The organism is Vibrio sp. 1069 (assembly GCF_033340555.1).
In genome coordinates this window covers 150,894-175,959 of record NZ_JAWOWP010000010.1, presented here as the reverse complement: position 1 = coordinate 175,959, position 25,066 = coordinate 150,894, and the positions used below count along the sequence as shown (strand labels likewise).

Here is a 25,066-nt window from a genome sequence, read left to right as displayed (position 1 = left end):
CAGTAAATAAGTGATCAGAAATAGCGTAGGGAAAATGCTTGAGAACAAGGCGCAATTTTTCGATAAGTAGTTATTCTGCAATCAAAAATTGCAACGCAGTTATCGAGTATTTTAACAAGCTAGAATGACCAGTTATTTACTACGATTGGTATAACCTATACTCAATCTCACTAAAGCAACCAACCCCATGTGAAGCTCCACAAACAAAAGGCTGAGGAGCAGATCTTTACCCTACAAACAATGTACTAGCTATTTTGATTTTGTTAGTTCGTATGGCCTTAATATGAATGTTCAATATAACTAGGAAAACACTTGAGGACTTACTAGAAAAAGTGGGTTCGCAAAATTACCAAACGGACTCAATTAGTGATGTTTGTATAAAAACACGTACAAGAAATATAAATGATAGATACAAAAAATCCCGCAGGGGATGCGGGATTTTTACTAGTGACTAAATTGGTTTAAAGGTGACTAGCCTTGAATACCAACGATTAACCATGGCGCATTAGGCGCAGTCAAGTCACGCTCTAGGTGCCAGATATCTTCGATTTCTTCTTCAACACCTTCTACTGTGTCACGGTAACGACCGCTAAACTGCAGACTAAGCTGTGCTTTATTTGCATCGTAATCAGCACGGACGATCTCCGCATCAACGTACATTACGTCAGTATGCTGCTCACCGTCGAGCTTCGCGCGCTCTGCTTTTAGGTCTTCAAACAAGCTTGGAGAAACATATTCTTCAATAGTTTCTAGCTGGTTGTGATTCCACGCACCTTGCAGGATTCGATAGTGTTCACGAGAACCATTAATGAACGCTGCTTGGTCAAAACCCGGTGGGTAGTTATGTGGTACGTCTGTTTGAGCGCCAAAACCACCAAAGCCACCATTATTTGTGTTTGGTTGTTGCTCAAAGTTTTGCATGTTTGGTTGCTCAAACTTAGATGCGTTGCCACCAAATGCAGGCTGTTGACGATGCTGGTTCATACTGCCCTGCTTCGCACCTAGCATACCGCGCATTAGTTTAAAGATGACAAAGGCAATCAAACCAATAATTAGGATATCCATAAACTGGATACCTTCAAAAGCACCGCCAAAGAATGCAGCAAGTAGACCACCAGCAAGAAGTCCGCCTAGCAGACCACCCATAAGGCCTTTCTTACTTGAAGACTTTGTCGTCTGATCTTTGCCGACCGTATTGGTGTTTTGTTGCTGTTGTTTCGGTGCTGGTGCGGTTTTGTAGCTCTTACCGAAAGACTTACTGCCACCAAACTTCTTCGCTTCCGCGATAGGCGTTACAGCAACGGTAAACATCAACAAAGCAACAATAGAAAATAAACGTTTCATCGTTATCCTTAAAGTTAGCTATCTAAGATAGTGCCCCATTTTCAAGACGAAACAATCGTTGTTTCAAACAGTAGCACGCCAAAGATGATTTTTAAGTCATCATACTCTGTATACCGATTGATGAAAATAGCTTATAGAAGCTGACATGTATCAGAATATTGCCAAAAATGCAGACTGCTCACACTGCTTACAATTCACCTGAAGGCGCTTGATCAATGTAAAAAAAGTATGGAATAAGTTCACTAATACTCCAGATTGTTTTACTTGAATTAGAATCAGTGACACAGCTCAGAATCCTACACCTTGAGGGCACTTGGACACATTGCCTTGTTGACGGTTAATAGGTAGCTGACTATCATATTGAACGATGTTCAATAAAGTAGTTTGAGAGTATGGCGCGCAGAAACGATCACACCCGAGAAGAGTTAGTGAATTTGACCTTAACAACGGTCAAAAACTTTTTAGATGAGAATTCTTACCACGAACTCAGTCTTCGTAAAATCGCTAACATGATTGGTTACGTGCCAAGCACATTGGTAAATGTTTTTGGTAATTATAATTTGTTGTTGCTTCATGTTGTCGCTCAAACTTTAGATGAGTTATCTCAAGAAGCACGCAAAGCGACTAATGACAGCAAAGACTCCCATCAAGCGCTTTTTGAACTCGCTTATTGCTACCACGATTTTGCTCAAAAACACCCATACCGTTGGCAGTTAGTGTTCGAACACAACATGAATGGAGCAGAACTTCCGGAATGGCATGCCAAACGTATCGATGGTATGACGGGAATGCTAGAGTCACTATTGGCTCAAATCGCACCACATCGTACTGAATCCGAAGTGATTCAAGCGAGTCGAGTCCTTTGGTCTGGCGTACATGGCATTACTTTACTCAGTGTTGATGATAAGTTTTTCTCTAGTGAACCGATTGATGGCAAAGAGTTGATCAGTAATCTTCTTTCTAACTATCTCACGAACTGGTAGCAAAGGATTATCCATGTCATCCGACAGACAGCCGTCGTTACTTACGCAGAGAAAGTTCCTGCCCTATTTCATTACTCAGTTTTTTGGCGCTTTCAACGACAATATTTTTAAAAACGTTTTGCTGTTGTTTGTCGCATTCGCGAGCTCCAGTGCACTGCCTATTTCGAGCAATTTGTTCATCAACCTTGCGGCAGGCTTGTTCATTCTACCGTTCTTTCTGTTCTCTGCTTCCGCTGGCGTATTAGCCGACAAATATGAAAAGTCATGGTTTATTCGTAAGGTCAAACTATTTGAAATAGCCATCATGCTGTTGGGTGCCATCGGATTCATAACCGAAAGTTATGGTGTGCTTTTATTGCTACTGTTTTTAATGGGCACACAGTCAGCATTTTTTGGCCCAGTTAAATATGCCCTTTTGCCTCAAAAGTTAAATGCTAAAGAGTTAGTGCCCGGCAACGCTCTTGTTGAAGCTGGTACCTTTATCGCCATCCTTATTGGCACCTTAGGCGCTGGGATTATAGCCTCTGCAGACAACGCAAAATACCTTGCCGCATTTTGTGTCGTGATCTTCGCATTGTTAGGCTACTTGTCGAGCCGCTCAATCCCCTTTGCTGCAGCCAGCGCTCCCAATCTCTCTTTTCGTTGGCAACCATACAAGCAAACCAAACACACGCTCTCTATCGCCAAATCCGATCGAGTTGTTTTTCAATGCATAATGGCAATAAGTTGGTTTTGGTTTTTAGGCGCCGCATATCTAACACAATTCCCGAATTTCACTAAGATTTACCTAAATGGCACCGAGAGTGCGGTGTCTTTCTTGCTCGCTCTATTTTCCATTGGTATCGCGCTAGGGTCGCTACTTTGCAATTGGATCTCAAACCATCGTATCGAAGTCGGTATTGTGCCAATTGGTGCCTTTGGCATTACGGTATTTGGGTACCTAATGGCCACTTCCATTCCCAATGATCTACCTGTTTTCCATAACTTTGTAGACTTCTTTAGATATGAGCCTTTTTGGCCATTATTTTTCTACCTATTAATGATTGGCGCTTCGGGCGGTTTGTTTATTGTGCCTCTTTACGCATTAATGCAGCATCGAGCAAAGGAAACCGAACGTGCTCAAGTCATCGCAGGGCTCAACATTTTTAACTCTCTGTTTATGGTCGGCAGCGCTGTCTTAGGTATTGTGTGCCTAAGTGTAATCAAGATGACAATTCCTCAGCTGTTTGCATTGTTAGCCATTTTAAATTTCTTAGTTGCCGCTTACATCTTTTTGCAAATTCCTATTTTTGTAGTTCGCTTTGTCATGTGGATGCTTACGCACACCATCTATCGAGTTAAGCATAAGAATCTACACAACCTACCCGAGCATGGTGGGGCATTGATTGTATGTAATCATGTAAGCTACATGGATGCATTGCTACTTAGTGCAGTATGCCCAAGGTTGATTCGTTTTGTGATGGAGGAAGATTACGCCAACCTACCTCCATTAAGGCGCTTTTTACGTCGAACTGGGGTAATTCCAATTTCAGCGAGTAACAGAAGCTCTATTAGACGTGCATTTAACGATGTGGAAGCCGCGCTAAGCGAAGGTCATATCGTCTGTATTTTCCCTGAAGGAAGATTAACTTCAGATGGTGAAATGAATGAATTCATGCGCGGTATTGATATCATTCTACGTCGTAGCCCAGTACCCGTCATACCTGTTGCACTTAAAGGCTTATGGGGAAGCTATTTCAGCCGCGCAAAAGGTCGCGCATGCTGTGGCTTACCGACTCGATTTTGGTCAAAGCTAGAAATTGAAGCAGGACAACCGGTGCCACCAAATGAGGCAACGGCAAAAACAATGTTCGATAAAGTGCATCAACTCAGAGGCGACTGGCGATAAATACACTTGAACACATGTTTAGGATAACTGAACATGTGTTCAAATCATTAAGACAAACTGACCACACCCAGTGCGATATACTCTCCCTTTCATTCACAACAGCGAATAAAAACCTTGAATAGAAACTACCTCCTGTTTGGATTGGCGTTACTTTTTTGTTTAACCCCCCTTGCCTCCTCTCCTATTGCTCTAGTTATCGGTTTTCTACTCGCAAGTTTTGGTTTTGTGCCTTCCGAGCTGCCCATCGCTTCTTTTACTAAAAAGCTGCTGTCTTACTCGATTATTGGCTTAGGCTTTGGCATCAACTTTGAGCAAGCACTTGCAGTCACATCGGATGGTATCGGCCTGATCATCGCCACTATTACAGGCACACTGATCATGGGCACTCTCATTGCCAGGGTAATTAAATTGGAGCGAGTAACCGCTTACTTAATCTCATCAGGTACTGCAATTTGTGGTGGTAGCGCAATTGCTGCTGTGGCACCGGCGATTAAAGCGAAAGACGAGCAGATTGGATTAGCACTGGCAACGGTATTTGTCCTGAACTCCATTGCACTCTTTGTGTTTCCTGTGATTGGACATGCTTTAGGGCTAGATCAACACACGTTTGGCACATGGGCTGCGATTGCCATTCATGACACATCTTCTGTTGTCGGGGCTGCCTCGGCCTATGGGGAAGAAGCACTAACGACGGCAACAACATTGAAACTCGCGCGCGCTTTATGGATCATTCCTGTTGCTTTGATCAGTACCGTCATCTTTTCACGAGGCCAAAAAGAGAATGGAAAGAAAAAACTAGCTATCCCTTATTTCATTTTTTGGTACTGTGCAGCTATCGCGTTTAGCGACTTCTTTCCTCAATTTGAAATAGTCTATCACGGCATTTTCATTGGAGCAAAGCAAGCGTTGGTTGTATGTCTGTTCTTGATAGGTTGCAGCATTTCAATTTCAAAACTAAAGTCAGCTGGAGCTAAGCCGCTGTTGTTTGGTGTGACTCTGTGGGTGTTAATTTCGACCACTTCTCTAAGTTGGTTACTGTTTTAGATATTGGTGGTCTGCTTATCGCGTTGAGGGGACGGTATTTCCCGTTTGCTATTTTTGTATATAACGACCAACGCAATAGCGATCAAAAATGCCGTTAGCTCTGCAAGAGAGCGGGCTAGCCCTTCACTACTTATCGCGATACCAATTTGTAGTGCTACTGCCGCAATTAAAACTAGCTTTGCCATCCTGAACCTTATGCATTTTCTCTCCACGAAGAAGCATAATTATGATTCAGAGTTATAAGGATACGAAATTCTCTTTATGACTAATACATAGCAAAATTGACTAATGCTGAAGTGATGACAGTAGCCACTCTTTCACGGCCTTACGTGAAATTTTGATCCCACCTTCTAGTAGAGTTAGTGGCATTACATGGTATTCCACTGGCCATTTAAACTTCTCTAACTTTGATTGTAAGTGCTGGTCATACTCCGACTTGCTGCGCAATCCATTGGTCTGAATCACAGCTACTGGTCTATGACCAAACTCCGCGTCTTCGACTGGAACCACTATACTCTGCACTACACCATCAATTTGGTTCAAAGCGGCTTCAATCTCTTCACAATGGATATTCTCACCACCAGAGATAAACTGATTGTCGGCACGGCCGATTATCTTTAATTCATCACCTTGCCACTCGCCAAGATCCTTGCTGTAAAACCAGCCTTTCTCATCCAGAAATGGGGTAACATGTCCTTGATGGAAATACCCTGCCGCTAATGTCTTACCGCCAATAAAAATGCGTTGGTCAACTAATTTTATCTTACGGTGCTTCAATACATGTCCAGCATTACTGGTGCTGTCAATTCTCTTTGCGGTAACGGTAGAGGCCGCCTCCGTCATCCCATAACCTAACCATGTCTCAATGCCTTGCCCTGTTGCTCGTAGTGCCAACTCGTGATCAACGTGGCTGCCGCCCAGTAGCACATGTGTCAATGACAAATGTGCATCATCATCCAATAACCGTTTGAGCTGAGTCGCAACCAAAGAAGCGTGTGATACGCCCTGAACATCATCAACAAGTTTCCCTGAACCGACTTTTAGTGTTGCTCCGACATATAGCCAACGATAGACAATCGCTAATCCAGAGACGTGATACAGCGGAAGCGATAACAGCCAAGCATCTTGCTGAGTGAAAATGAACTCCTGCAACAAGCCCTCTGCAGACGCAAGATGCTGTCGATGTGTATGAACCACAGCTTTAGGCTCACCTGTAGAGCCAGAAGTAAATACTACTGAAGCGAGCCGGTCATGATGATAGCTATCTTCAGTCAACGAATCACTCTCTTGCGGTGATACTACAGGCGGTGAAAGCAATGTTGCCTTGAGTTTTTGTATATCATGTTCAGAAAAGGTCGAAGCGCATTCCTGAGAAAACCAGATAAACCGAGTTTGATCAGGCCTGTAAAGTGTAGCAAGCTTACCCTGCAACTTATCTAGTGGTTGTTCCATGGTCAGCGCAGCGAGCGCGCCTAACTGTTTGGAGGCAAGATAAAACAACAGTGTTTCTACTTGGTTCTTGCCAACCAAAGTCAGCACATCCCCCCGAGTTACACCCAAGTCATTCAAATAGTGAGTGTATTGGTCAATACGCTTCGAGAGTTGTTGCCAGTTTAAAACTTCTGTTGATGTCTTGAGTGCAATAGAAAAAGGGCTCGTTTGAGCCCAATATTTCCATGGTGCCTTCGCAATATTGTCTACGCAGAATGCCACACAATCTCCTGGTCTTTTAGAGGAAGAACGGGAAGTTCACACTTAGGCCAGCCCTGCTCTAGCTGAGCTTTGAATAAGCCAATCGTATCCAAACCTGGAACTTCATCAGGCAGCTGCCATTGGGCAAAGCGCGCTAATTGAGTTAAACCGAGACTGGATTCAATGCTCGAGCTAATCACTGCTTTCATCCCTAGTGACTTCGCTTTCTCTATCAGTGTAATACAAAAATCCACTGAACCAATGAGTGTGGGTTTGATAATGATCGTTTTCACTCCAGTTAGATCTTCAAGACGGAAATCTTCACGACGAACCGCATCTTGCAATGTTTCATCCCAAGCGATAGCAATACCAGTATTAATCGCAAAAGAGAGACTATCGCCAGGAGAGCGGCACGGCTCTTCCAAAAAAGTAATGCGCTGACGCAAAGACGGAGTAATGTATTTAGCAAACTGCTGCGCTCTTTCTGGTGTCCAAGCGCGATTGGCATCGAGTCGAAGCGTTAATTGAGGGATTGATTCAAGAAAAAGGTTCACAAGCATGCCATCGCGAATTGGCTCATAAAGTCCAACTTTCACCTTAGCGACTTTCTCACCTTCCATTTCGTTCAGCTTTGGAATGAGCTCATCTGGGTCGCCAGTGCATAGTGGCGCTGTTTGGTATTTACCTTGTTGTGGTAAGCCACCAGCTAATTCAAGCTGTGCCATCGATAAACCAAACGCAACCGACGGGTACATATTGGCATAATCCACATCCAACTCTGCTACCCAACGTTCCGCCTGTTCTTGTAGCTGAACACCCGCATCTTCGGTGCTCTCTAAACTAAAACTAGGAAGAGGAGCGACTTCTCCAAACCCTATTTGGTCACCTTCAGAAAGCGCAACAACATAACCAACACGTTCGGTTAGCTTGTTGTCACGTAGGATGACACCACTATCCATGGGCAAGCTATAACGATAAATTTTCGCTTCACGCATAATTCAAGTCCTATGTAATGCCTTATATTTGAGCGTTCTGACGAGCAATCCCACCAGCCTCCCAGAGGGCGAGGCGCTCAGGAAAAAAGGAACAGAGGAGCTAACACGCTCCTCATTTAGACGGATTATGGGTTGCGAGGGAATTTATCGAAGTCTGGGCGACGCTTCTCGTTAAAGGCGTTACGACCTTCTTGGCCTTCATCAGTCATGTAGAACATCATCGTTGCGTTACCCGCTAGCTCTTGCAGACCCGCTTGACCATCACAATCTGCGTTTAATGCAGCTTTCAGGCAGCGCAATGCCATTGGGCTGTGCTGTAGTACTTCACGACACCAACGAACGGTTTCTTTCTCTAGATCCGCTAGTGGTACAACTGTGTTTACTAGGCCCATGTCTACCGCTTCTTGAGCATTGTAGAAACGACATAGGAACCAAATTTCGCGAGCTTTCTTTTGGCCTACGATGCGAGCCATGTAAGATGCACCCCAACCGCCATCAAATGAACCCACTTTAGGGCCTGTTTGACCAAATTGAGCGTTGTCAGCTGCAATCGTTAGGTCACACATCATGTGCAGAACGTGACCACCGCCAACAGCCCAACCCGCTACCGATGCGATCACTGGTTTTGGACAAGTACGAATATCGCGTTGGAAGTCCAATACGTTTAGGTGATGCGTACCTTGGTCATCTTTATAGCCGCCATAGTCGCCACGGATCTTCTGGTCGCCGCCAGAACAGAATGCGTCTTCACCTAGACCTGTCAGAATGATCACGCCAACACCAGAGTCGTAACGCGCATCTGCCAACGCATCAATCATCTCTTTTACCGTTTGAGGACGAAACGCGTTACGCACTTGAGGACGCGCAATGGTGATTTTCGCGATACCATCTTCAGACTTATGGTAATGAATGTCCTCGTATTTCTCGCCGCAATCTTTCCATTGAACCGGAGCGTAAAGTTCTTCTTCAGAAATGCCTACTGTTTTAGCCATGGTGATTCCCATTGTTCTCGTTACTCTCACCAAAGTGAGACTGAATTATTTGCTTGGTATGTATCGCAAACTGTTTGGGCTGCTCTTGATGGACGTTATGACCAGCGCCTTCAACTTGTCGATACGCCAACCCGCTATGTTGTGCCAGTTGGCTAAATTTTTGGTCTTTCTCACCACACAAGTAATACACTGGTATGTTCTGCTTTTGCAGTGAGGGCAACAAATATGCCTGTTTGGCTAACGATGTCGCCATCAACATATTCGCCACCGCTGAGCCAAGATTATCACTTCGCTTCGCAATGAATGTTTGTCTTTGCTCATGGTTTAGTGAAGAAAACACCGCTTGTTGGTACCAATCGTTCAAAACACGTTCAAGTGGTTCAGTTTTGAAACGCATTGCCCAGCGAGCATCATTCTCTAATCTCACCTGTTTCTCTGACTCAGTTTGAAGCCCGAAGTTTCCCCCTTCAACAATCGCGCCCGCAATATTGAGATCTGGAAAGCATTGATGGGCAATACCATGCATCGCAATGCGGCCGCCCATAGAGTAACCAATCAAAATAAGTGGTTGTTGTGAGGGAAATAATAAAGATAGTGTGGAACCAAGAAGTTTGCAGCAATCATTCAGATCGCTGCAAGAAATAGATTGGCTGTGCCCATGACCAGGGAGGTCAACCGTAACACGTTCATACTCGGGTAACGCGTTGATACACGATTGCCAATCTTCACCGCTACCAAGCAAACCATGCAAAAACACCAAAGTGGGCAACGTTCTACTTTGGTGTTTTTCTAATACAGGGAAACGTTCAAAGTAAAGCATTCAGACTCTTATTAAATGCCTTGAGTGTCTCAGCAGCTTGATTAGGTGGGGTTTGAACCTCGACCAGCAACGTTCCTTGGCGGTGACATAAATGCTCTTTTACAGATGATTGGAATTGCTCCAGTGTAGAAACATGCAAATACGCCAAACCAAACTGCTTTGCCGCGTGTTCAAACTGATAACCATGAGGCATTTGATAATATGTCGTCCTGCGCTCTGGTGGTACTGGCAACATATCAAAAATCGCACCGCCGTCATTATTAGTAACAACAAGTACCGCCGGCAGTTTATTGTGAGAAAATAGCGCCAGAGAATTGAGATCATAAAGTGCTGCTGTGTCACCAATATACACCAGTAACGGATTACCTCTTGCCCGTTGCACGCCTGATGCCGTAGCAAACAAACCGTCAATCCCTGACGCGCCTCGATTAGTGAAAACCTCTACACCATCCAATTTTCCGTACATATCAACAAGCCGAACAAACAAGCTATTACCCAAGAAAACATCTACGTTCTTTGTGCGCTCGTTGATGTCTGCTGCCAGCGCAATTTCGTCAACGGCAGACGCTGAATCAGATAGGAAGGCTTCTTCGATACGTTGATGAACTCGCTTAACGTCATTCGCTAACCTATCAGCCCACCCAGCAAATATTGACTTCTCAGAGCTAATGCGAGAAACCCACGTTTGAGGAGGCTCAACCCAGTGCATTTGCGCCAGATGATTTTGGTTATTCCGGTCCATACAAGGTGAGACATACCAATACTGAACGTCTTTATCTTGTTGACTCTGCGAAACTTGTTTATCAATCCAATGATTCAAACGTTTTGAGATAATTCGGCTACCAAATTGGATAATAAGTTCACAAGACTCAAGCTCGTTTACGAACTCGGGAAGTTGAAGCCATACATCGTAATGCGCCCAATCCGAACTGAGACCACTTTGCGGGTCTGCAAGTACCGGCCATCCCATTTTTTGTGCAAACGCCTGCGCCGACTGCGCTTGTTCAAGCGGTAAGCTGCCAATCACAACCAACCCTTTTTTGTCTGAGCAAGACGGGATGTTCGCCTGTGACAAATGGCTAAAACGCTGAGTATAAGTGCCGCTTCCTTTTCGCCATCCGGCGACCGAATCTAAGTAGGTTTGATAATCCGCTTTTGCGCCGTTGGAATACAAAGGCTCTGGAAATGCACAATTAATATGAACAGCACTACCCTGCAATTGCTGCGTAAACATCACTTCATCAACTGAAGTAAGCAACCAGTTAAGCGACGTTGCTAAATTTGGGCTTGGTAAATTCAAACTGGCCGAAACATGATGTGAAAAAATACCCAATTGATTTATCGCTTGGTTTGCACCACAGCCGACAAGTTCTACTGGACGATCTGCTGTCAGCAGCACCAGTTTTTCACCAGTAAGTTTGGCTTCGGCAACCGACGGTAATAGGTTCGCCACTGCCGTACCAGAGGTAACGATAATTGCCACTGGCTCCTGAGTAGCTTTCGCTAAACCAAGAGCCATAAAGCCCAGTCCACGCTCATCAAAATGAGTATGAATGGAAAAGTCGGACTGTTCTGCCGCTTCTAAAGTTAAAGGAGTAGAACGAGATCCGGGAGCGATACAAACATGCTTAACGCCAAATCGCTGAAGCTCAATCAATATGGTTTCTGACCAAACTCGATTGAGCACCGCTTGGTCATGACTCATGATGCGACTCCCAATGGCGGATGATCAGAAATCAGCGTAAGTAACGTCGACATTTTCTTATCAAGCTCTGCCCACTCATGTTCTGCCACAGAACCAGGCACTATCCCTGCGCCCGCAAACAGTTGTACTTGATCACCGAGCACAAGCGCGCTTCTGATTGCGACACAAAACTCTGCTCGTTCATGGCTTATATAACCCATTGACCCCGCGTACCAGCCGCGTGCAAAGGGCTCATTATCAAGAATAAACTGCATGGACTCTTGTCGGGGTAAGCCAGCAACCGCCGCTGTTGGCTGAAGCGCCGATAACAACTGAACACCATTTATCCCCGCTCTTAGACTAGCGTGAATATTTCGCTTAAGGTGCTGCACTTTTCGTAGTCTGACCAAACTCGGTTCAGCTTCCACTTCAACAATTTCAGAATGCGGTAATAGACGATCAATGATGTCGTCCACCACATACTGGTTTTCGTTGAGGTTCTTTTGGTCTTGGGATAACCAATTCGCCAACTCCATATCTTGAGTGGCATTGTCTCCCCGACCAATCGTACCTGCTAACGCTTCGGTATGTAGCTCATGCCCTACGCGAGAATACAAACGTTCTGGCGTAGACCCCATAAAACAGTGCTTACTGTCTAAGCTCAGCATGAAATGGAAGCTATGATGGTTATTTAAGTAACTTGCTTTAAGTAGCTGTGCAGCACTTAATGTGTTATCAAGCTGCACGGTAGAACGACGCGCTAAAACCACTTTCTTAAAATCATCATTCTCTATACCAGTCAGAACCTTATGAACTAACTCATTCCATTGAGGCTGACTTGGCGTGTGAACAATAGAGCGGATGTGAGACGAAATTGGAGCTAAGGCCGCGACCTCACAAACCAGTTTATTCAACCCAGCTAGAGTTCGCGCTTTGTCTTCTGAAATATTAACTGCGAGAGACCACTGTTGGTCAAAACGAATTAACTCAATTTGAGGCAAAAAGAAAAAAGAAGGCATACAGCGACGATTCTTCTCATGCTGTCCATCAAAAGAGCGCCCGCCCCAGACTCTTTGCCCTTCACCTAGAATGGTATAAGCAGGACCTGGCTCAACAAAAGCGTGCAATTGCCCTAGTGCAACGACCTCTTCACGTGTATCGCGGGACTGCCAATAAAACTTAGGGAAAAGTGGTTGTGCATCAAGCCAATCAATAAATGAGAAATTAGGTTTCTCGCTAAGGGGCTCGACCAGACGTGTTTGATTGCCTTCCGATTGCTGAACTCGCTCGATAATTCTCTTTACGGCTTGATGGAACTGTGACAAATCAACCTCGTTGTATGTGAGGATAAATGGTAACTGACGGCTACTCTAAGTTTAGACCCAAAGCAAATCAAGGTCGTATGCGATCTTTTGCGAAATCCTGTGATAGCAAGCGAGCAAAACTTAACCAACAGACAGATTATTTACAGATATATATTCTAATAAAAAACAAATTATTGTATTTTAATAAAGAAATTAACGAATTTTTAGGAATTAAACAATGCAAAATATTGGGATGTCGTCAAAACTCGACAATGTCTGCTACGACATTAGGGGTCCTGTACTCAAACATGCTAAGCGCATGGAGGAAGAAGGGCATAAAATCCTAAAGCTAAACATTGGTAACCCTGCCCCATTTGGTTTTGACGCCCCTGATGAGATTTTAGTCGACGTGATTCGTAATCTGCCGACTTCTCAAGGCTATTGTGATTCCAAAGGTATTTACTCTGCTCGTAAAGCTGTGGTCCAACACTATCAGCGTAAAGGTATACGCTCGCTAGATGTCGAAGATGTGTATGTAGGTAACGGCGTGTCTGAGTTGATCGTAATGGCCATGCAAGCGCTATTAAACAATGGCGACGAAATGCTGATCCCAGCACCAGACTATCCGTTATGGACAGCTTCAGTTGCACTATCTGGTGGTAAGCCGGTTCATTATCTATGTGATGAAGAGGCTGACTGGTACCCAGACCTTGAAGACATCAAAAAGAAAATCACACCAAAGACACGTGGCATTGTTCTGATCAACCCGAACAACCCGACAGGTGCGGTATACAGCCGTGACTTCCTACTTGAAGTCATTGAGATAGCACGCCAGCACAAACTGATCATTTTCGCAGATGAGATCTACGACAAAGTGTTGTACGACGGTGCAACACATACCTCAGTCGCCACACTCACTGAAGACGTGCTAGTCATGACATTCAATGGCCTTTCAAAAGCCTACCGTGTTTGTGGTTTCCGTGGTGGCTGGATGTTCCTAACGGGGCCTAAACATCTGGCTCAAGGGTACGTGAATGGCTTGGAGCTGCTTTCATCGATGCGTTTATGTGCAAACGTACCAATGCAACATGCCATTCAAACCGCGTTAGGTGGGTACCAGAGTATCAATGAACTGATTTTACCTGGCGGACGCTTATTAGAGCAGCGCAACCGAGCGTATGAACTGATCAATCAAATTCCTGGTGTTTCTTGTGTCAAACCTAAGGGTGCGATGTACCTCTTCCCGAAAATCGACACTAAAATGTACAACATCAAGAACGATCAGCAGATGGTTTTAGATTTCTTAAAACAAGAGAAGGTCTTACTGGTGCAAGGTTCTGGTTTTAACTGGCCAAAACCAGACCACTTCCGCATCGTGACACTACCGCACGTTGAAGATCTAGAAATCGCCATTGGACGTTTTGAAAGATTCCTATCAACCTACAGCCAGTAATGAATCACTGGTAGTAATTAGTGCTGATCTCTCATATGCTTAGAGGAACTCCTAGTGAGTTCCTTTTTTACACCAGAAACGGAGAAAGCCATGAAAGAAAGCCATTTTTTCGCCCACCTGGCTCGAATGAAGCTGATCCAACGCTGGCCTTTAATGCGGTCCGTCTCACCAGAAAACGTTTCAGAGCATAGCTTACAAGTTGCTTTTGTCGCTCATGCCCTTGCCCTAATTAAAAACAAAAAGTTCGGCGGTAACCTTAATCCAGAGCGCATCGCGATTCTTGCCATGTACCATGACTCCAGTGAAGTATTAACGGGTGATCTTCCGACTCCAGTGAAGTATTACAACCCTGAAATTGCCAAAGAATATAAGAAGATAGAATCAGCAGCGGAGCAAAAATTACTCTCAATGTTACCGGAAGAGTTCCAAGATGATTTTGCTCCCTATCTTCTTTCTCACTCTGCACACGAAGAGGACGCAAAAATCGTTAAGCAAGCCGATTCCATCTGTGCCTATTTAAAATGTCTTGAAGAACTAAGCGCCGGTAACCATGAGTTCGCTCTGGCAAAAAAACGCTTAGACGTCACTTTGCAAGAACGCAAAACGCCTGAAATGGATTACTTTCTCAATACCTTTGCCCCAAGTTTCGAATTATCGTTAGATGAAATCAGTTAGCTTACGGAGATAATCGTGTCGTTTGAATTACACCCGCAATGGCAAGAGCGCCATGATGATGAGCATAAAATCCGTCGAGACGACCATCGGAGCCCGTACCAACGAGACCGAGCACGCATTCTTCACTCGGCTGCATTTCGACGCCTACAAGCAAAAACCCAAGTACACGGCAATAGCTTGGAAGACTTTCACCGCAGTCGGTTAACACACTCCTTAGAAGCGTCGCAACTCGGGACCGGTATCGTCGCCCAGTTAAAGAAAAAACAACCAGAGTTCCGTGAACTATTACCATCAGACAGCTTAATTGATTCATTATGTTTGGCTCACGACATCGGGCATCCTCCATACGGTCATGGGGGAGAAGTCGCTCTAAACTACGTAATGCGCGAACATGGCGGCTTCGAGGGGAACGCCCAAACCTTTCGTATCGTCACTAAGTTAGAGCCTTATACCGAGCATTTCGGAATGAATTTATCACGCCGCACGCTGTTTGGTTTGATTAAGTACCCTGCCCTCATTAGTCAAACACGCTCCGTCAAGTTGCCTCAACCAGCCAAGCATCAACGTAAACTAAAAGCAAAAGATTGGAGCCCAGCTAAAGGCATTTATGATTGTGATAAAGACTTATTTGATTGGGTAATTGCACCGCTTTCTGACAACGACAAGGCATTGCTTAGTCTGATGCGTTCAACGCCAGAATCGGAGTTTGAGCACAGTAAAACGCGTTTTAAATCAATCGACTGCTCAATCATGGAGCTAGCAGATGATATCGCCTACGGTGTTCATGATTTAGAAGATGCAATCGTACTTGGTATGGTGACACGTCAGCAATGGCAAGAAGGCGCAGCAAGTCAATTAGCGGACTGTGGCGACCCGTGGTTTGAAGCTCATATCGATTCCATCGGACAGATGCTATTTAGCGGTAAGCACCATGAGCGGAAAGATGCCATCGGTGGTATGGTTAACGCGCTACTGACCAGCATTTCAATCAAAACGGTGGATGAGCCGTTTAATAACCCTTTACTTTCTTGGAATGCGTGTTTAGAACCACAGATGGCACGTGCACTTGACGTACTCAAGCACTTTGTCAGCACCTTCGTTATCCAAGTCCCGCAGGTCCAGATCGTTGAGTATAAGGGTCAGCAAATTATTATGGATATTTTTGAAGCGTTAACAGCAGACCCAGAGCGCTTACTACCCGTTCATACAAAAGAGCTGTGGTGTCAGGCGAAGAGCGAAAGCAATAAGATGAGGGTCATCGCCGATTACATTTCTGCAATGACCGATGGTCACGCACAAAAGCTACACCGCCAACTTTTCTCTTCCATCGTTCTTTAGTAACACTCAACCTTTCAAATAATTCTTTTCAAAAACGCCCGGAGGCATCTGGGCGATTTGGAATTCGATCATATTTTCAAAGGCATGCATAAGCGGTGTAAAGTCTCGCTCGGGTTCAAGCAAGCGAAGCGAATGATAACCTGCCTCGACTGTCGATAAGCTATTCTCAGAGGGCGCCTTACGAATGGTGTAGTGCCCTTGTAGTTGCTTAGGCAACTGCACGGTTGGGAGTGGATGTAAGTTGCTTGAGAGTTGCCACATTTTGTACGCTTTTTTCCACGTACCATCGAGCAAAATCAAACGTATTTTCTTAGATACACTATGACTCGCTTGAGTGATTTCAGAAATGCATCGTGACCCTTCTGATGGGTAAAGAACAAAATGTTGATATGACTCATCCGCTAATAAGTGATTTAAGACATCATCACAAGAAAAGTCCTCTCCTATCAAACAAATACAGTTATCTAAACTCAAATTGAGAATCCGTGCCGTACCAAGCGGACGATGTTCTTCACTCGTGTGCTGAAGAATGATAAGTTCTACCTCGCTTGCCAGCGGTACAATCCATTGGCAAATACACGCTTTTTGCGATTTTCCACAACGAGAACAATAACGAGACATAGAGTGAACCTTTATACCTTGCTGAGTATTATCAGCGTGATCTGTTTGATACTTCAATTTGAACCAATGGCAAGCCTAACCGAGTGGCACAGCTACAATATACGCCATGGTGAATGGTGGCGAATCGTAACAGGAAATCTCACACATACCAACTTTGCGCACTTAGGAATGAACCTCGCCGGATTGTGGATCATTACTTTTATTTTTCGCCCAAGCACTCGTAACTTCCTTATCGTTTTTTCAATCTTATGTGCATGTGTTGGTGCGCTGAATTTGTTTACCAACATGTCGGTGTACGTGGGTTTATCCGGCGTATTACACGGATTGTTTGGATTTTGGGCGCTCAGAGAAGTCTTTGAAAGTAGAAGAAGCAGTGTGTTGTTAGTCGGAGGGCTAATCGCCAAAGTAGCATGGGAGCAGGTCTATGGCCCATCAAGCAGTACTGCTGAGCTTATCGGTGCAAACGTTGCTATTGATGCTCATATGTTTGGCGCACTCGGTGGGTTAGTAATGGCTTTACTGGAAAAAGGCCTTCGCCGTCGTTTATTCGGATAAAAATCCCGAACCACGAAAGAGGTGCTGGTTCGGGAAAGCAGTAATAGGGAAGCAGATATTGTTCTGAATTCAGACTCAATATCTGCAATACATCAAGCTACAGTAAAATGCGGTCTTCGTTTTTCTTAACTGTCGCTTCACCAATGCCTTTTACGCTCTTCAAATCTGCTGCCGTTTTAAAAGGGCCATGTTCCTCGCGGTAGTCCACTATACTCTGCGCTTTCTTCTCACCTATACCTTTCAACATGGTCGCAATTTCTTCAGCAGTGGCCGTGTTGATATTTACAGTAATTTCAATTCCTTCATATTTGTCAGTGGCTGAATCCGCAGCCATGCTAAAAGGTGCACAAACAAATAAGCACAATGTCAAAATCCATTTCATATTGAACATACAATCTCCAAAATAGTAGGCTAAAAACAGTCATCGAGAGCGAGTCACTATCAAGTTTGCAATGGAAAGCAATATGGTTATGCATTTAACAAACTGAGATGACCCGGAATTCACAACGGCCGCTATCACTTAAACGCGCACTAATTTAAGTAATGCCTATTGATGATTGAAGTTCATAAAGACAAAAATAAAACGGACCGCTTATGCGGTCCGTTTTATTCAACATACAAATTACACTAATTGTGCTTAGTTGCTCACAACAAAGTACTCAATGTCAGTATTTGCACGCAGTACGGCTAGTACAGATGATAAATCTTGCTGAGAAGATGCACGCTGCATTTGCATCGCAACTTGATCTTCTAACTCACTATCTAGCTCTGCGTTTACAGCATCAAGCTCGATGATAATGATGTTACCTTCAAGATCTTTAGACTGACCGTATACTGGTTTACCATCGACTGGTTTTGCCATCGCGAATACCGTTGTTGCTAACGGAGAACGACGATCTACTGTCTCTTGTTCACCAAAGGCAAGATTGTTTTCAGCAAGCACGTTCGTCTTACCTTCTTTCAATGCCGCAACGACTTGTGTTCCAAGTTCCATCGCTTCTTGCTCACCTTTAACACGAGATAGCTCTGCAACAACCTGATCTTTCACTTCTTCTAGTGGAAGAACTGTCTCGTCACGCGCATCTTCAACACGAACAACGATAATATGCTCAGGCGCAACTTCGATAGCTTCAGAGTTTAGGCCATCTTCTTTAACTTCAGGACTTAGGATAGCTTGCATTACCGCAGGGCTACGAAGCACTTCAGGTGCATCAACCTGAGAAATAAAGTCCGTTGTCTTCACTTCTTGGTTAACCGCTTGAGAAGCATCATACAATGAGTCTGGGTATTCAAACGCTACGCGCTCAAGCTCATTTTGCAACTCGTAGAATTGATCGATCGCTTGTTGGTCGACCATCTCTTGTTTGATTTCAGCAGCGACTTCTTCAAATGGCTTCGCCACAGAATCTTTTAGCTCTTCAAGCTTGATAATGTGATAGCCAAAGTCCGACTTTACTAGACCCGACGTATCGCCAGGATTCTTCAGTGCGAATGCCGCTTCTTCAAAAGCAGGGTCCATCACATCACGCTCAATCCAACCTAGGTCACCACCGTTTTCAGCGCTGCCAAAATCGTCAGATTTCTCTTGAGCAAGCGTCGCAAAATCTGCACCCGCGTTTAGCTCGTCTAGGATAGCTTGCGCTTTTGCTTCATCGTCCCCTTCTACAAGAATGTGAGCGACACGTCGTTGCTCTTCTGAAGAGTATTTGTTTAAGTGCTCGTCGTAGTACTTTTTCACCTCAGCATCAGAAACATTAACTTGTTCCTTTAGCGCTTCAGCTGACAGTTCGATGTAAGAGACTTTAACCTGCTCTGGGCGTGTAAAGTTGTCTGGGTTTGCTTTGTAGTACTCTTGAATTTCTTCGTCGGTCAATTCAATATTTTTCGCAAACTCCGCTAAGTCGATCTGAATCGTGCGAATATCACGAGTTTGAGTGAACAGCTTGCCTTCTGCTTGTACTTCACCCGGCAGAATAAATTCACTGTTTTGTAGCGCATTCAGCAGTTGCTCACGAACCAATTCACGACGCATGTACTCAGCAAAAGAGTCTGGCGAAAAGCCTGCACGACGCAAAGAAGCTTGATAGATCTCTTGATCAAACTGACCATTAGATTGGAACTGAGGCATGTCTAGAATCATGCTACGCACTTGAGTGTCGCTGATTCGCAGACCCAAAGCTTCAGCTTGTTGGTCAAGCAACACGTCATTGATCATTCGATCTAAAACGGATTTGCGGAAAGATTCAACATATGCAGGGTCAGCCAGCATTTGAGAGAAGTAGTCACCCAACTGAGCTTGCATACGGTTACGCTCATTTTGGTATGCCATCTCGAACTCACCACGAGGAATCTCAGTGTTACCGACTTTCGCTGCAGAGTTGTTGCTACCACCAACGATGTAGCTACCTACACCTGCAAATACGAAAGACAGGATGATAAGTCCAAGGATAATTTTGACCGCGATGCTATTCACGCCTTCGCGTAGTCGATCCATCATAATTTAACTGCTCTCCACAATTGAAGCCTACTGCTTCTATCTAATAGAAATAATGGCGCAATAATATCAGAAAAAGAAATGCGCATCAGTATGATGCGCATAATTTAAGAAAGTTCGGCTCGAAGTTTGTAAATTTTTGTTCGAAACTTATTGTTTGAGCAAAAGTTAAGCAAATGGCCGGTTACAGAAATAACGCCGTGATTAGTTACAAGCGTCTTTCAGTGCTTTACCAGCTTTGAAAGCTGGTACTTTTGCTTCTGCGATTTGGATTTCTTCACCAGTTTTTGGGTTACGACCAGTACGTGCAGCACGAGTACGAACGCTGAATGTACCAAAGCCAACTAGAGCGACTTGATCACCAGATTGAAGAGTTCCGCTTACTGCTTCGATGAATGCATCTAGAGCACGACCCGCTGACGCTTTAGAAATATCTGCATTTTCTGCGATTTGTTCTACTAACTGAGTTTTATTCACTGTAATTTCCCCTTTGTGTCATCTGTGATTATTTTTGTGATGACTTTCGTTCCATTGTTAAGAAAATATGCTCCACCCCTTATTCATCAAGGGCTGGCAGCTATCGAAACTAACTTAGCGCCCAAAAAAAACGCTGACAAGCCTTTTTGGGCTTATCAGCGTAAACTTTTACTTATTTTTGCTACACATCACTATTTTTGAGACTCAAACTCAACGCCCGTCGGGTCTCGCTCTAGTGCGACTTTCAGTACTTCATCAATCCACTGTACAGGGATAACTTCCAGATCCGCGATAACATTATCAGGAATCTCTTCCAAATCACGCTCGTTATCTTTTGGAATTAGCACTGTCTTAATGCCACCACGGTGTGCCGCAAGTAACTTCTCTTTTAGGCCGCCGATAGGTAGAACCTCACCACGCAGTGTGATTTCACCCGTCATCGCTACTTCTGCTTTCACAGGGTTGCCTGTTAGAGAAGAAACCAATGCTGTACACATTGCTGTACCCGCACTTGGGCCATCTTTTGGTGTCGCGCCTTCCGGGACGTGTACGTGAATATCTTTCTTCTCGTAGAAGTCAGTATTGATACCTAGCTTTTCTGCACGAGAGCGAACCACTGTCATTGCTGCTTGGATAGACTCTTGCATCACATCACCAAGAGAACCCGTTTGTGTCAGCTTACCTTTACCTGGCATTGATTGAGTTTCAATCGTTAATAGATCGCCACCCACTTCGGTCCAAGCTAGGCCAGTTACTTGACCAATTCGGTTACTTTCATCCGCTTTACCGTAATCGAAACGTTGAACACCTAAGTACTCTTTTACGTTGTCCATCGTTACCGTTACTGACTTGATGTCCTTATCCAGCAAGATGTTCTTCACCGCTTTACGGCAGATCTTAGAAATCTCACGCTCTAAGTTACGGACACCCGCTTCACGCGTGTAGTAACGAATGATGCCAATAATCGCAGAATCTTCAATGACGATCTCATCCGCTTTCAAGCCATTACGCTTCACTTGTTTATCAACAAGGTGACGTTTTGCAATGTTCAGCTTCTCGTCTTCGGTGTAACCAGATAAACGAATAACTTCCATACGGTCTAACAATGGACCCGGGATGTTCATCGAGTTCGATGTCGCAACAAACATAACGTCAGAGAGATCGTAATCCACTTCTAGGTAGTGATCGTTGAACGAGTTATTCTGTTCAGGATCAAGTACTTCTAGTAGAGCCGATGCCGGATCACCACGCATATCGGAAGACATTTTGTCGATTTCGTCCAATAAGAACAGCGGGTTCTTCACACCAACCTTCGACATCTTCTGGATCAATTTGCCTGGTAATGAGCCGATATAAGTACGACGGTGACCACGAATTTCCGCTTCATCACGCACACCACCCAACGCCATACGAACATACTTACGGCCTGTAGCTGAAGCAATTGAACGACCAAGAGACGTTTTACCTACACCAGGAGGACCAACAAGACAAAGGATAGGACCTTTTAGCTTGTTGATACGGTTTTGAACAGCCAGGTATTCAAGGATACGTTCTTTGACGCGTTCTAGACCGTAGTGATCTTCATTAAGAACCTCTTCTGCTTTCGCTAAGTTTTTCTTAACTTTTGAGCGCTTAGCCCAAGGAACGCTGACCATCCAATCGATGTAGCTACGAACCACTGTTGCTTCAGCAGACATTGGAGACATCATCTTAAGCTTTTGCAGCTCTTGCTCTGTCTTTTCACGTGCCTCTTGAGGCATTTTTGATTCGTCAATCTTCTTCTGTAGCGTTTCGAACTCGTCTGGTGCGTCTTCCATCTCACCAAGTTCTTTCTGAATCGCTTTCATTTGCTCATTCAGATAATACTCACGCTGAGATTTTTCCATTTGCTTTTTAACGCGACCACGAATTCGTTTTTCAACTTGCAGCAAGTCGATCTCTGATTCCATCTGGCCCATCAGGAATTCCAGACGCTCAGTGACGTCAACAATTTCAAGCACTTGCTGCTTATCCACCAACTTTAACGGCATATGAGCCGCAATGGTATCCGCTAAGCGTGCGGCTTCGTCGATACCATTAAGTGACGTTAGCACTTCTGGTGGAATCTTCTTGTTTAGCTTAATGAACCCTTCAAACTGATTAATCGCGCTGCGAACAATCACTTCTTGCTCACGCTCATCCAATTCTGGCGTAACAACAAATTCAGCTTCCGCTAGGAAAAAGTCACTCTCTTTAAAGTGATTGATTTTTGCTCGCTGCTGGCCCTCGACCAATACTTTTACTGTGCCATCCGGAAGCTTCAAGAGCTGGAGAATGGTGGCTACCGTACCTACGTCAAATAGGTCGTCAACCGTAGGCTCGTCAGTATCCGCTTGCTTTTGTGCCACAAGAAGAACTTGTTTGTTGGTTTCCATCGCCGTTTCTAGACAGCTAATCGATTTCTCACGACCAACAAACAATGGAATAACCATGTGTGGGTAGACCACTACGTCACGTAGAGGTAGTACCGGGATCTCGATACGCTCGGAACGTTCCAAGTTCATATAATTCTCTCTTCCGCTTTCACGTTTAACGTATTACTTAAGGCAGTATATGGGGGCTAATTGTTTGGATTCAATAAGAGAAATAAAAAAAGGAGGTAATTACTTACCTCCTTTTTCATTATGGCTGAATTTACTCTGCTCCAGCTGCCTGATTGTCTGCGTTACTGTAAATAAGCAGTGGCTCTGACTCGCCATTAATGACGGACTCATCAATCACGACTTTACTAACGTCTGTTGCAGATGGTAATTCGTACATGGTTTCAAGTAGCACGCCTTCAAGAATCGAGCGTAAGCCACGAGCACCTGTTTTACGCTCCATTGCTTTTTTCGCGATAGCGCGCAGCGCATCTTCACGGAATTCAAGTTCGGCGTTTTCTAGCTCAAACAATGCTGCATATTGCTTGGTCAGTGCGTTCTTCGGTTCACATAGGATCTGAATCAACGCTTCTTCATCAAGCTCAGTCAGTGTTGTTGTTACAGGTAGACGACCAATGAATTCTGGAATGAGGCCGTACTTCACTAAGTCTTCAGGTTCAACTTGAGTAAATAGCTCACCTACCGTCTTCGATTCATTCTTCGAACGAACTTCAGCACCAAAGCCAATACCTGTACCTGTTGCAACACGCTGCTCAATCACCTTGTCTAAGCCAGCAAAAGCACCACCACAAATGAACAGGATCTTAGATGTGTCCACTTGTAGGAATTCTTGCTGAGGATGCTTACGACCACCTTGAGGTGGAACCGATGCAACCGTACCTTCGATAAGTTTTAGTAGCGCCTGCTGAACACCTTCACCAGATACGTCACGCGTAATAGATGGGTTTTCAGCTTTGCGTGAAATCTTATCAATTTCATCAATGTAAACGATGCCGCGTTCCGCTTTAGCTACATCGTAATCACATTTTTGCAGAAGCTTTTGGATGATGTTTTCAACGTCTTCACCTACGTAACCGGCTTCGGTTAGTGTCGTCGCGTCTGCCATTGTAAATGGCACATCCAAGAATCGAGCTAATGTCTCCGCAAGTAGTGTTTTACCGCTACCTGTAGGACCAATTAGAAGGATGTTACTCTTACCAAGCTCCACACCTTCGCTCGTTGTATCACCATTGCGTAAACGCTTGTAGTGGTTATATACCGCAACTGCGAGCACTTTTTTCGCGTAATCTTGCCCGATCACATAGTCATCAAGGTGTTCACGGATCTGTTTTGGCGTTGGTAACGCTTCAGATTCTTTCTTAGGGAGAACATCCTTGATTTCTTCGCGAATAATATCGTTACATAAGTCGACACACTCGTCGCAAATGTACACTGACGGACCTGCGATTAGCTTGCGAACTTCGTGCTGACTTTTGCCGCAGAAAGAACAGTACAGCAATTTACCGCTGCCACTTTCTTTGCTTTTATCTGTCATTCGCTAACCTCTTAGCCTTTACTCTTCATGAATGAGTGTATATCAATTTTTGCCAAAATGCGCTGGCTAATTACTCGCCACGGTGGCTTAACACTGCATCCACGATACCGTATTCCACAGCCTGCTCTGATGACATGAAGTTATCACGATCAGTGTCGCGCTCAATGACTTCAAGAGGTTGGCCTGTATGTTCTGCTAACAACTTGTTTAGCTTCTGTTTAATCGTCAGGATTTCCTGAGCATGGATTTGGATATCAGAAGCTTGACCCTGGAAACCACCCAATGGTTGGTGGATCATTACACGAGAGTTAGGCAGTACGTAACGCTTACCTGGCGCACCACCTGCAAGCAGGAAGGCACCCATTGAACATGCTTGACCCATACACACAGTGCTGACATTTGGCTTAATGAACTGCATGGTATCGTAAATAGACATACCAGCTGTTACGCTGCCGCCTGGCGAGTTGATGTATAGGAAAATATCTTTATCTGGATTTTCAGATTCTAGGAAAAGTAGCTGAGCCACGACAAGGTTTGCCATGTGGTCTTCCACTTGACCCGTTAAAAAAATCACGCGCTCTTTCAGCAGACGTGAGTAGATGTCGTAAGAGCGTTCGCCTCGGGAAGTTTGTTCAACCACCATTGGTACTAGCGCGTCCATAATTGGCGACATTGCATTTTTTTCTTGGTAGCTCATATTCTTATGTCCCTAAAATAAATGGCCCGGATGATGACTATCATACGGACCATTGT

Annotated in this window: 22 protein-coding genes; 7 read left to right on the top strand and 15 right to left on the bottom strand. The window is 44.5% G+C overall.

Annotated elements, in window-relative coordinates; translation table 11 throughout:
- Positions 1 to 471 precede the first annotated feature (471 nt).
- Positions 472 to 1,344: a Tim44 domain-containing protein gene (locus tag R7040_RS16045; RefSeq protein ID WP_005384268.1), complete on the bottom strand. Its 873-nt coding sequence runs from the start codon at positions 1,342 to 1,344 to the stop codon at positions 472 to 474.
- Between the two features lie 392 nt (positions 1,345 to 1,736).
- Between R7040_RS16045 and R7040_RS16040 the strand changes: the two genes are divergently transcribed.
- The 3 genes from R7040_RS16040 (at position 1,737) to R7040_RS16030 (ending at position 5,259) form a co-directional block, all read left to right on the top strand.
- Positions 1,737 to 2,327, top strand: a complete 591-nt coding sequence (locus R7040_RS16040) for a TetR/AcrR family transcriptional regulator (protein WP_005382308.1) — start codon at positions 1,737 to 1,739, stop codon at positions 2,325 to 2,327.
- Between the two features lie 13 nt (positions 2,328 to 2,340).
- Entirely contained in the window at positions 2,341 to 4,215 is a 1,875-nt protein-coding gene (locus R7040_RS16035; protein ID WP_213893666.1) for an MFS transporter, read from the top strand.
- A gap of 114 nt (positions 4,216 to 4,329) precedes the next feature.
- The gene (locus tag R7040_RS16030; protein WP_141135613.1) at positions 4,330 to 5,259 is read left to right on the top strand and encodes a YeiH family protein; all 930 of its coding nucleotides are present in this window, start codon (positions 4,330 to 4,332) and stop codon (positions 5,257 to 5,259) included.
- Here R7040_RS16030 and R7040_RS16025 read toward each other — a convergent pair.
- The 7 genes from R7040_RS16025 to R7040_RS15995 all read right to left on the bottom strand — a co-directional run bounded on the left by R7040_RS16025 (position 5,256) and on the right by R7040_RS15995 (position 12,767).
- Positions 5,256 to 5,444 (bottom strand): hypothetical protein, encoded by a 189-nt coding sequence (locus tag R7040_RS16025; RefSeq protein WP_017634658.1) that lies wholly within the window; start codon positions 5,442 to 5,444, stop codon positions 5,256 to 5,258. The two genes, R7040_RS16030 and R7040_RS16025, sit on opposite strands and share 4 nt — an antisense overlap.
- A gap of 100 nt (positions 5,445 to 5,544) precedes the next feature.
- Positions 5,545 to 6,972: an o-succinylbenzoate--CoA ligase gene (menE, locus tag R7040_RS16020; RefSeq protein ID WP_176310858.1), complete on the bottom strand. Its 1,428-nt coding sequence runs from the start codon at positions 6,970 to 6,972 to the stop codon at positions 5,545 to 5,547.
- Positions 6,957 to 7,946, bottom strand: coding sequence for an o-succinylbenzoate synthase (menC, locus tag R7040_RS16015; protein WP_176310857.1), 990 nt, complete (start codon positions 7,944 to 7,946; stop codon positions 6,957 to 6,959). The genes menE and menC overlap by 16 nt, the downstream gene beginning before the upstream one ends.
- Before the next feature lie 125 nt (positions 7,947 to 8,071).
- The gene (gene menB, locus R7040_RS16010; RefSeq protein ID WP_005382318.1) at positions 8,072 to 8,938 is read right to left on the bottom strand and encodes a 1,4-dihydroxy-2-naphthoyl-CoA synthase; all 867 of its coding nucleotides are present in this window, start codon (positions 8,936 to 8,938) and stop codon (positions 8,072 to 8,074) included.
- Complete coding sequence (gene menH / locus R7040_RS16005; RefSeq protein WP_213899478.1) at positions 8,931 to 9,758, bottom strand: 2-succinyl-6-hydroxy-2,4-cyclohexadiene-1-carboxylate synthase; 828 nt, start codon at positions 9,756 to 9,758, stop codon at positions 8,931 to 8,933. The genes menB and menH overlap by 8 nt, the downstream gene beginning before the upstream one ends.
- Entirely contained in the window at positions 9,745 to 11,463 is a 1,719-nt protein-coding gene (gene menD / locus R7040_RS16000; RefSeq protein ID WP_318081536.1) for a 2-succinyl-5-enolpyruvyl-6-hydroxy-3-cyclohexene-1-carboxylic-acid synthase, read from the bottom strand. The genes menH and menD overlap by 14 nt, the downstream gene beginning before the upstream one ends.
- Entirely contained in the window at positions 11,460 to 12,767 is a 1,308-nt protein-coding gene (locus R7040_RS15995) for an isochorismate synthase MenF (RefSeq protein ID WP_064353725.1), read from the bottom strand. The genes menD and R7040_RS15995 overlap by 4 nt, the downstream gene beginning before the upstream one ends.
- Before the next feature lie 217 nt (positions 12,768 to 12,984).
- Here R7040_RS15995 and R7040_RS15990 point away from each other — a divergent pair, with 217 nt between their 5' ends.
- The 3 genes from R7040_RS15990 to R7040_RS15980 all read left to right on the top strand — a co-directional run bounded on the left by R7040_RS15990 (position 12,985) and on the right by R7040_RS15980 (position 16,212).
- Positions 12,985 to 14,199, top strand: coding sequence for a pyridoxal phosphate-dependent aminotransferase (locus R7040_RS15990; protein WP_005384283.1), 1,215 nt, complete (start codon positions 12,985 to 12,987; stop codon positions 14,197 to 14,199).
- A 90-nt stretch (positions 14,200 to 14,289) separates the two neighbouring features.
- The gene (yfbR, locus tag R7040_RS15985; RefSeq protein ID WP_062730721.1) at positions 14,290 to 14,874 is read left to right on the top strand and encodes a 5'-deoxynucleotidase; all 585 of its coding nucleotides are present in this window, start codon (positions 14,290 to 14,292) and stop codon (positions 14,872 to 14,874) included.
- Positions 14,875 to 14,889: 15 nt separating this feature from the next.
- Positions 14,890 to 16,212 (top strand): anti-phage deoxyguanosine triphosphatase, encoded by a 1,323-nt coding sequence (locus R7040_RS15980; RefSeq protein WP_064353724.1) that lies wholly within the window; start codon positions 14,890 to 14,892, stop codon positions 16,210 to 16,212.
- A 6-nt stretch (positions 16,213 to 16,218) separates the two neighbouring features.
- Here the strand turns inward: R7040_RS15980 and R7040_RS15975 are convergent, their stop codons facing one another.
- Positions 16,219 to 16,833, bottom strand: coding sequence for a tRNA-uridine aminocarboxypropyltransferase (locus R7040_RS15975; RefSeq protein ID WP_054575199.1), 615 nt, complete (start codon positions 16,831 to 16,833; stop codon positions 16,219 to 16,221).
- A gap of 3 nt (positions 16,834 to 16,836) precedes the next feature.
- On the opposite strand from R7040_RS15975, the gene rrtA reads away from it, so the two are divergent.
- Positions 16,837 to 17,388 carry a rhombosortase gene (rrtA, locus tag R7040_RS15970; RefSeq protein ID WP_005382331.1) on the top strand — a complete coding sequence of 184 codons (552 nt, stop codon included), beginning with the start codon at positions 16,837 to 16,839 and terminating at the stop codon, positions 17,386 to 17,388.
- Positions 17,389 to 17,485: 97 nt separating this feature from the next.
- Here the strand turns inward: rrtA and R7040_RS15965 are convergent, their stop codons facing one another.
- From R7040_RS15965 to clpP, 6 genes are all read right to left on the bottom strand, one after another.
- Entirely contained in the window at positions 17,486 to 17,770 is a 285-nt protein-coding gene (locus tag R7040_RS15965) for a ComEA family DNA-binding protein (protein ID WP_064353730.1), read from the bottom strand.
- 255 nt (positions 17,771 to 18,025) lie between these two features.
- Positions 18,026 to 19,885 carry a peptidylprolyl isomerase gene (gene ppiD, locus R7040_RS15960; protein WP_005382334.1) on the bottom strand — a complete coding sequence of 620 codons (1,860 nt, stop codon included), beginning with the start codon at positions 19,883 to 19,885 and terminating at the stop codon, positions 18,026 to 18,028.
- A gap of 201 nt (positions 19,886 to 20,086) precedes the next feature.
- Complete coding sequence (locus tag R7040_RS15955; protein WP_005382341.1) at positions 20,087 to 20,359, bottom strand: HU family DNA-binding protein; 273 nt, start codon at positions 20,357 to 20,359, stop codon at positions 20,087 to 20,089.
- A gap of 191 nt (positions 20,360 to 20,550) precedes the next feature.
- A complete protein-coding gene (gene lon / locus R7040_RS15950; RefSeq protein ID WP_318081535.1) occupies positions 20,551 to 22,902 on the bottom strand; it encodes an endopeptidase La in 2,352 nt (783 codons plus the stop codon).
- A 130-nt stretch (positions 22,903 to 23,032) separates the two neighbouring features.
- Complete coding sequence (gene clpX / locus R7040_RS15945) at positions 23,033 to 24,313, bottom strand: ATP-dependent protease ATP-binding subunit ClpX (protein WP_005382345.1); 1,281 nt, start codon at positions 24,311 to 24,313, stop codon at positions 23,033 to 23,035.
- 70 nt (positions 24,314 to 24,383) lie between these two features.
- Entirely contained in the window at positions 24,384 to 25,010 is a 627-nt protein-coding gene (gene clpP, locus R7040_RS15940) for an ATP-dependent Clp endopeptidase proteolytic subunit ClpP (protein WP_005382347.1), read from the bottom strand.
- Positions 25,011 to 25,066: the final 56 nt, after the last annotated feature.

Coding starts and splice junctions, on each gene's coding strand:
- R7040_RS16040 (WP_005382308.1), top strand. CDS start 1,737: ATGGCGCGCAGAAACGATCACACCCGAGAAGAGTTAGTGAATTTGACC.
- yfbR (WP_062730721.1), top strand. CDS start 14,290: ATGAAAGAAAGCCATTTTTTCGCCCACCTGGCTCGAATGAAGCTGATC.
- lon (WP_318081535.1), bottom strand. CDS start 22,902: ATGAACTTGGAACGTTCCGAGCGTATCGAGATCCCGGTACTACCTCTA.
- R7040_RS15965 (WP_064353730.1), bottom strand. CDS start 17,770: ATGAAATGGATTTTGACATTGTGCTTATTTGTTTGTGCACCTTTTAGC.
- menC (WP_176310857.1), bottom strand. CDS start 7,946: ATGCGTGAAGCGAAAATTTATCGTTATAGCTTGCCCATGGATAGTGGT.
- R7040_RS16025 (WP_017634658.1), bottom strand. CDS start 5,444: ATGGCAAAGCTAGTTTTAATTGCGGCAGTAGCACTACAAATTGGTATC.
- ppiD (WP_005382334.1), bottom strand. CDS start 19,885: ATGATGGATCGACTACGCGAAGGCGTGAATAGCATCGCGGTCAAAATT.
- R7040_RS15975 (WP_054575199.1), bottom strand. CDS start 16,833: ATGTCTCGTTATTGTTCTCGTTGTGGAAAATCGCAAAAAGCGTGTATT.
- clpX (WP_005382345.1), bottom strand. CDS start 24,313: ATGACAGATAAAAGCAAAGAAAGTGGCAGCGGTAAATTGCTGTACTGT.
- R7040_RS16035 (WP_213893666.1), top strand. CDS start 2,341: ATGTCATCCGACAGACAGCCGTCGTTACTTACGCAGAGAAAGTTCCTG.
- menD (WP_318081536.1), bottom strand. CDS start 11,463: ATGAGTCATGACCAAGCGGTGCTCAATCGAGTTTGGTCAGAAACCATA.
- menB (WP_005382318.1), bottom strand. CDS start 8,938: ATGGCTAAAACAGTAGGCATTTCTGAAGAAGAACTTTACGCTCCGGTT.
- clpP (WP_005382347.1), bottom strand. CDS start 25,010: ATGAGCTACCAAGAAAAAAATGCAATGTCGCCAATTATGGACGCGCTA.
- R7040_RS16045 (WP_005384268.1), bottom strand. CDS start 1,344: ATGAAACGTTTATTTTCTATTGTTGCTTTGTTGATGTTTACCGTTGCT.
- R7040_RS15990 (WP_005384283.1), top strand. CDS start 12,985: ATGCAAAATATTGGGATGTCGTCAAAACTCGACAATGTCTGCTACGAC.
- menH (WP_213899478.1), bottom strand. CDS start 9,758: ATGCTTTACTTTGAACGTTTCCCTGTATTAGAAAAACACCAAAGTAGA.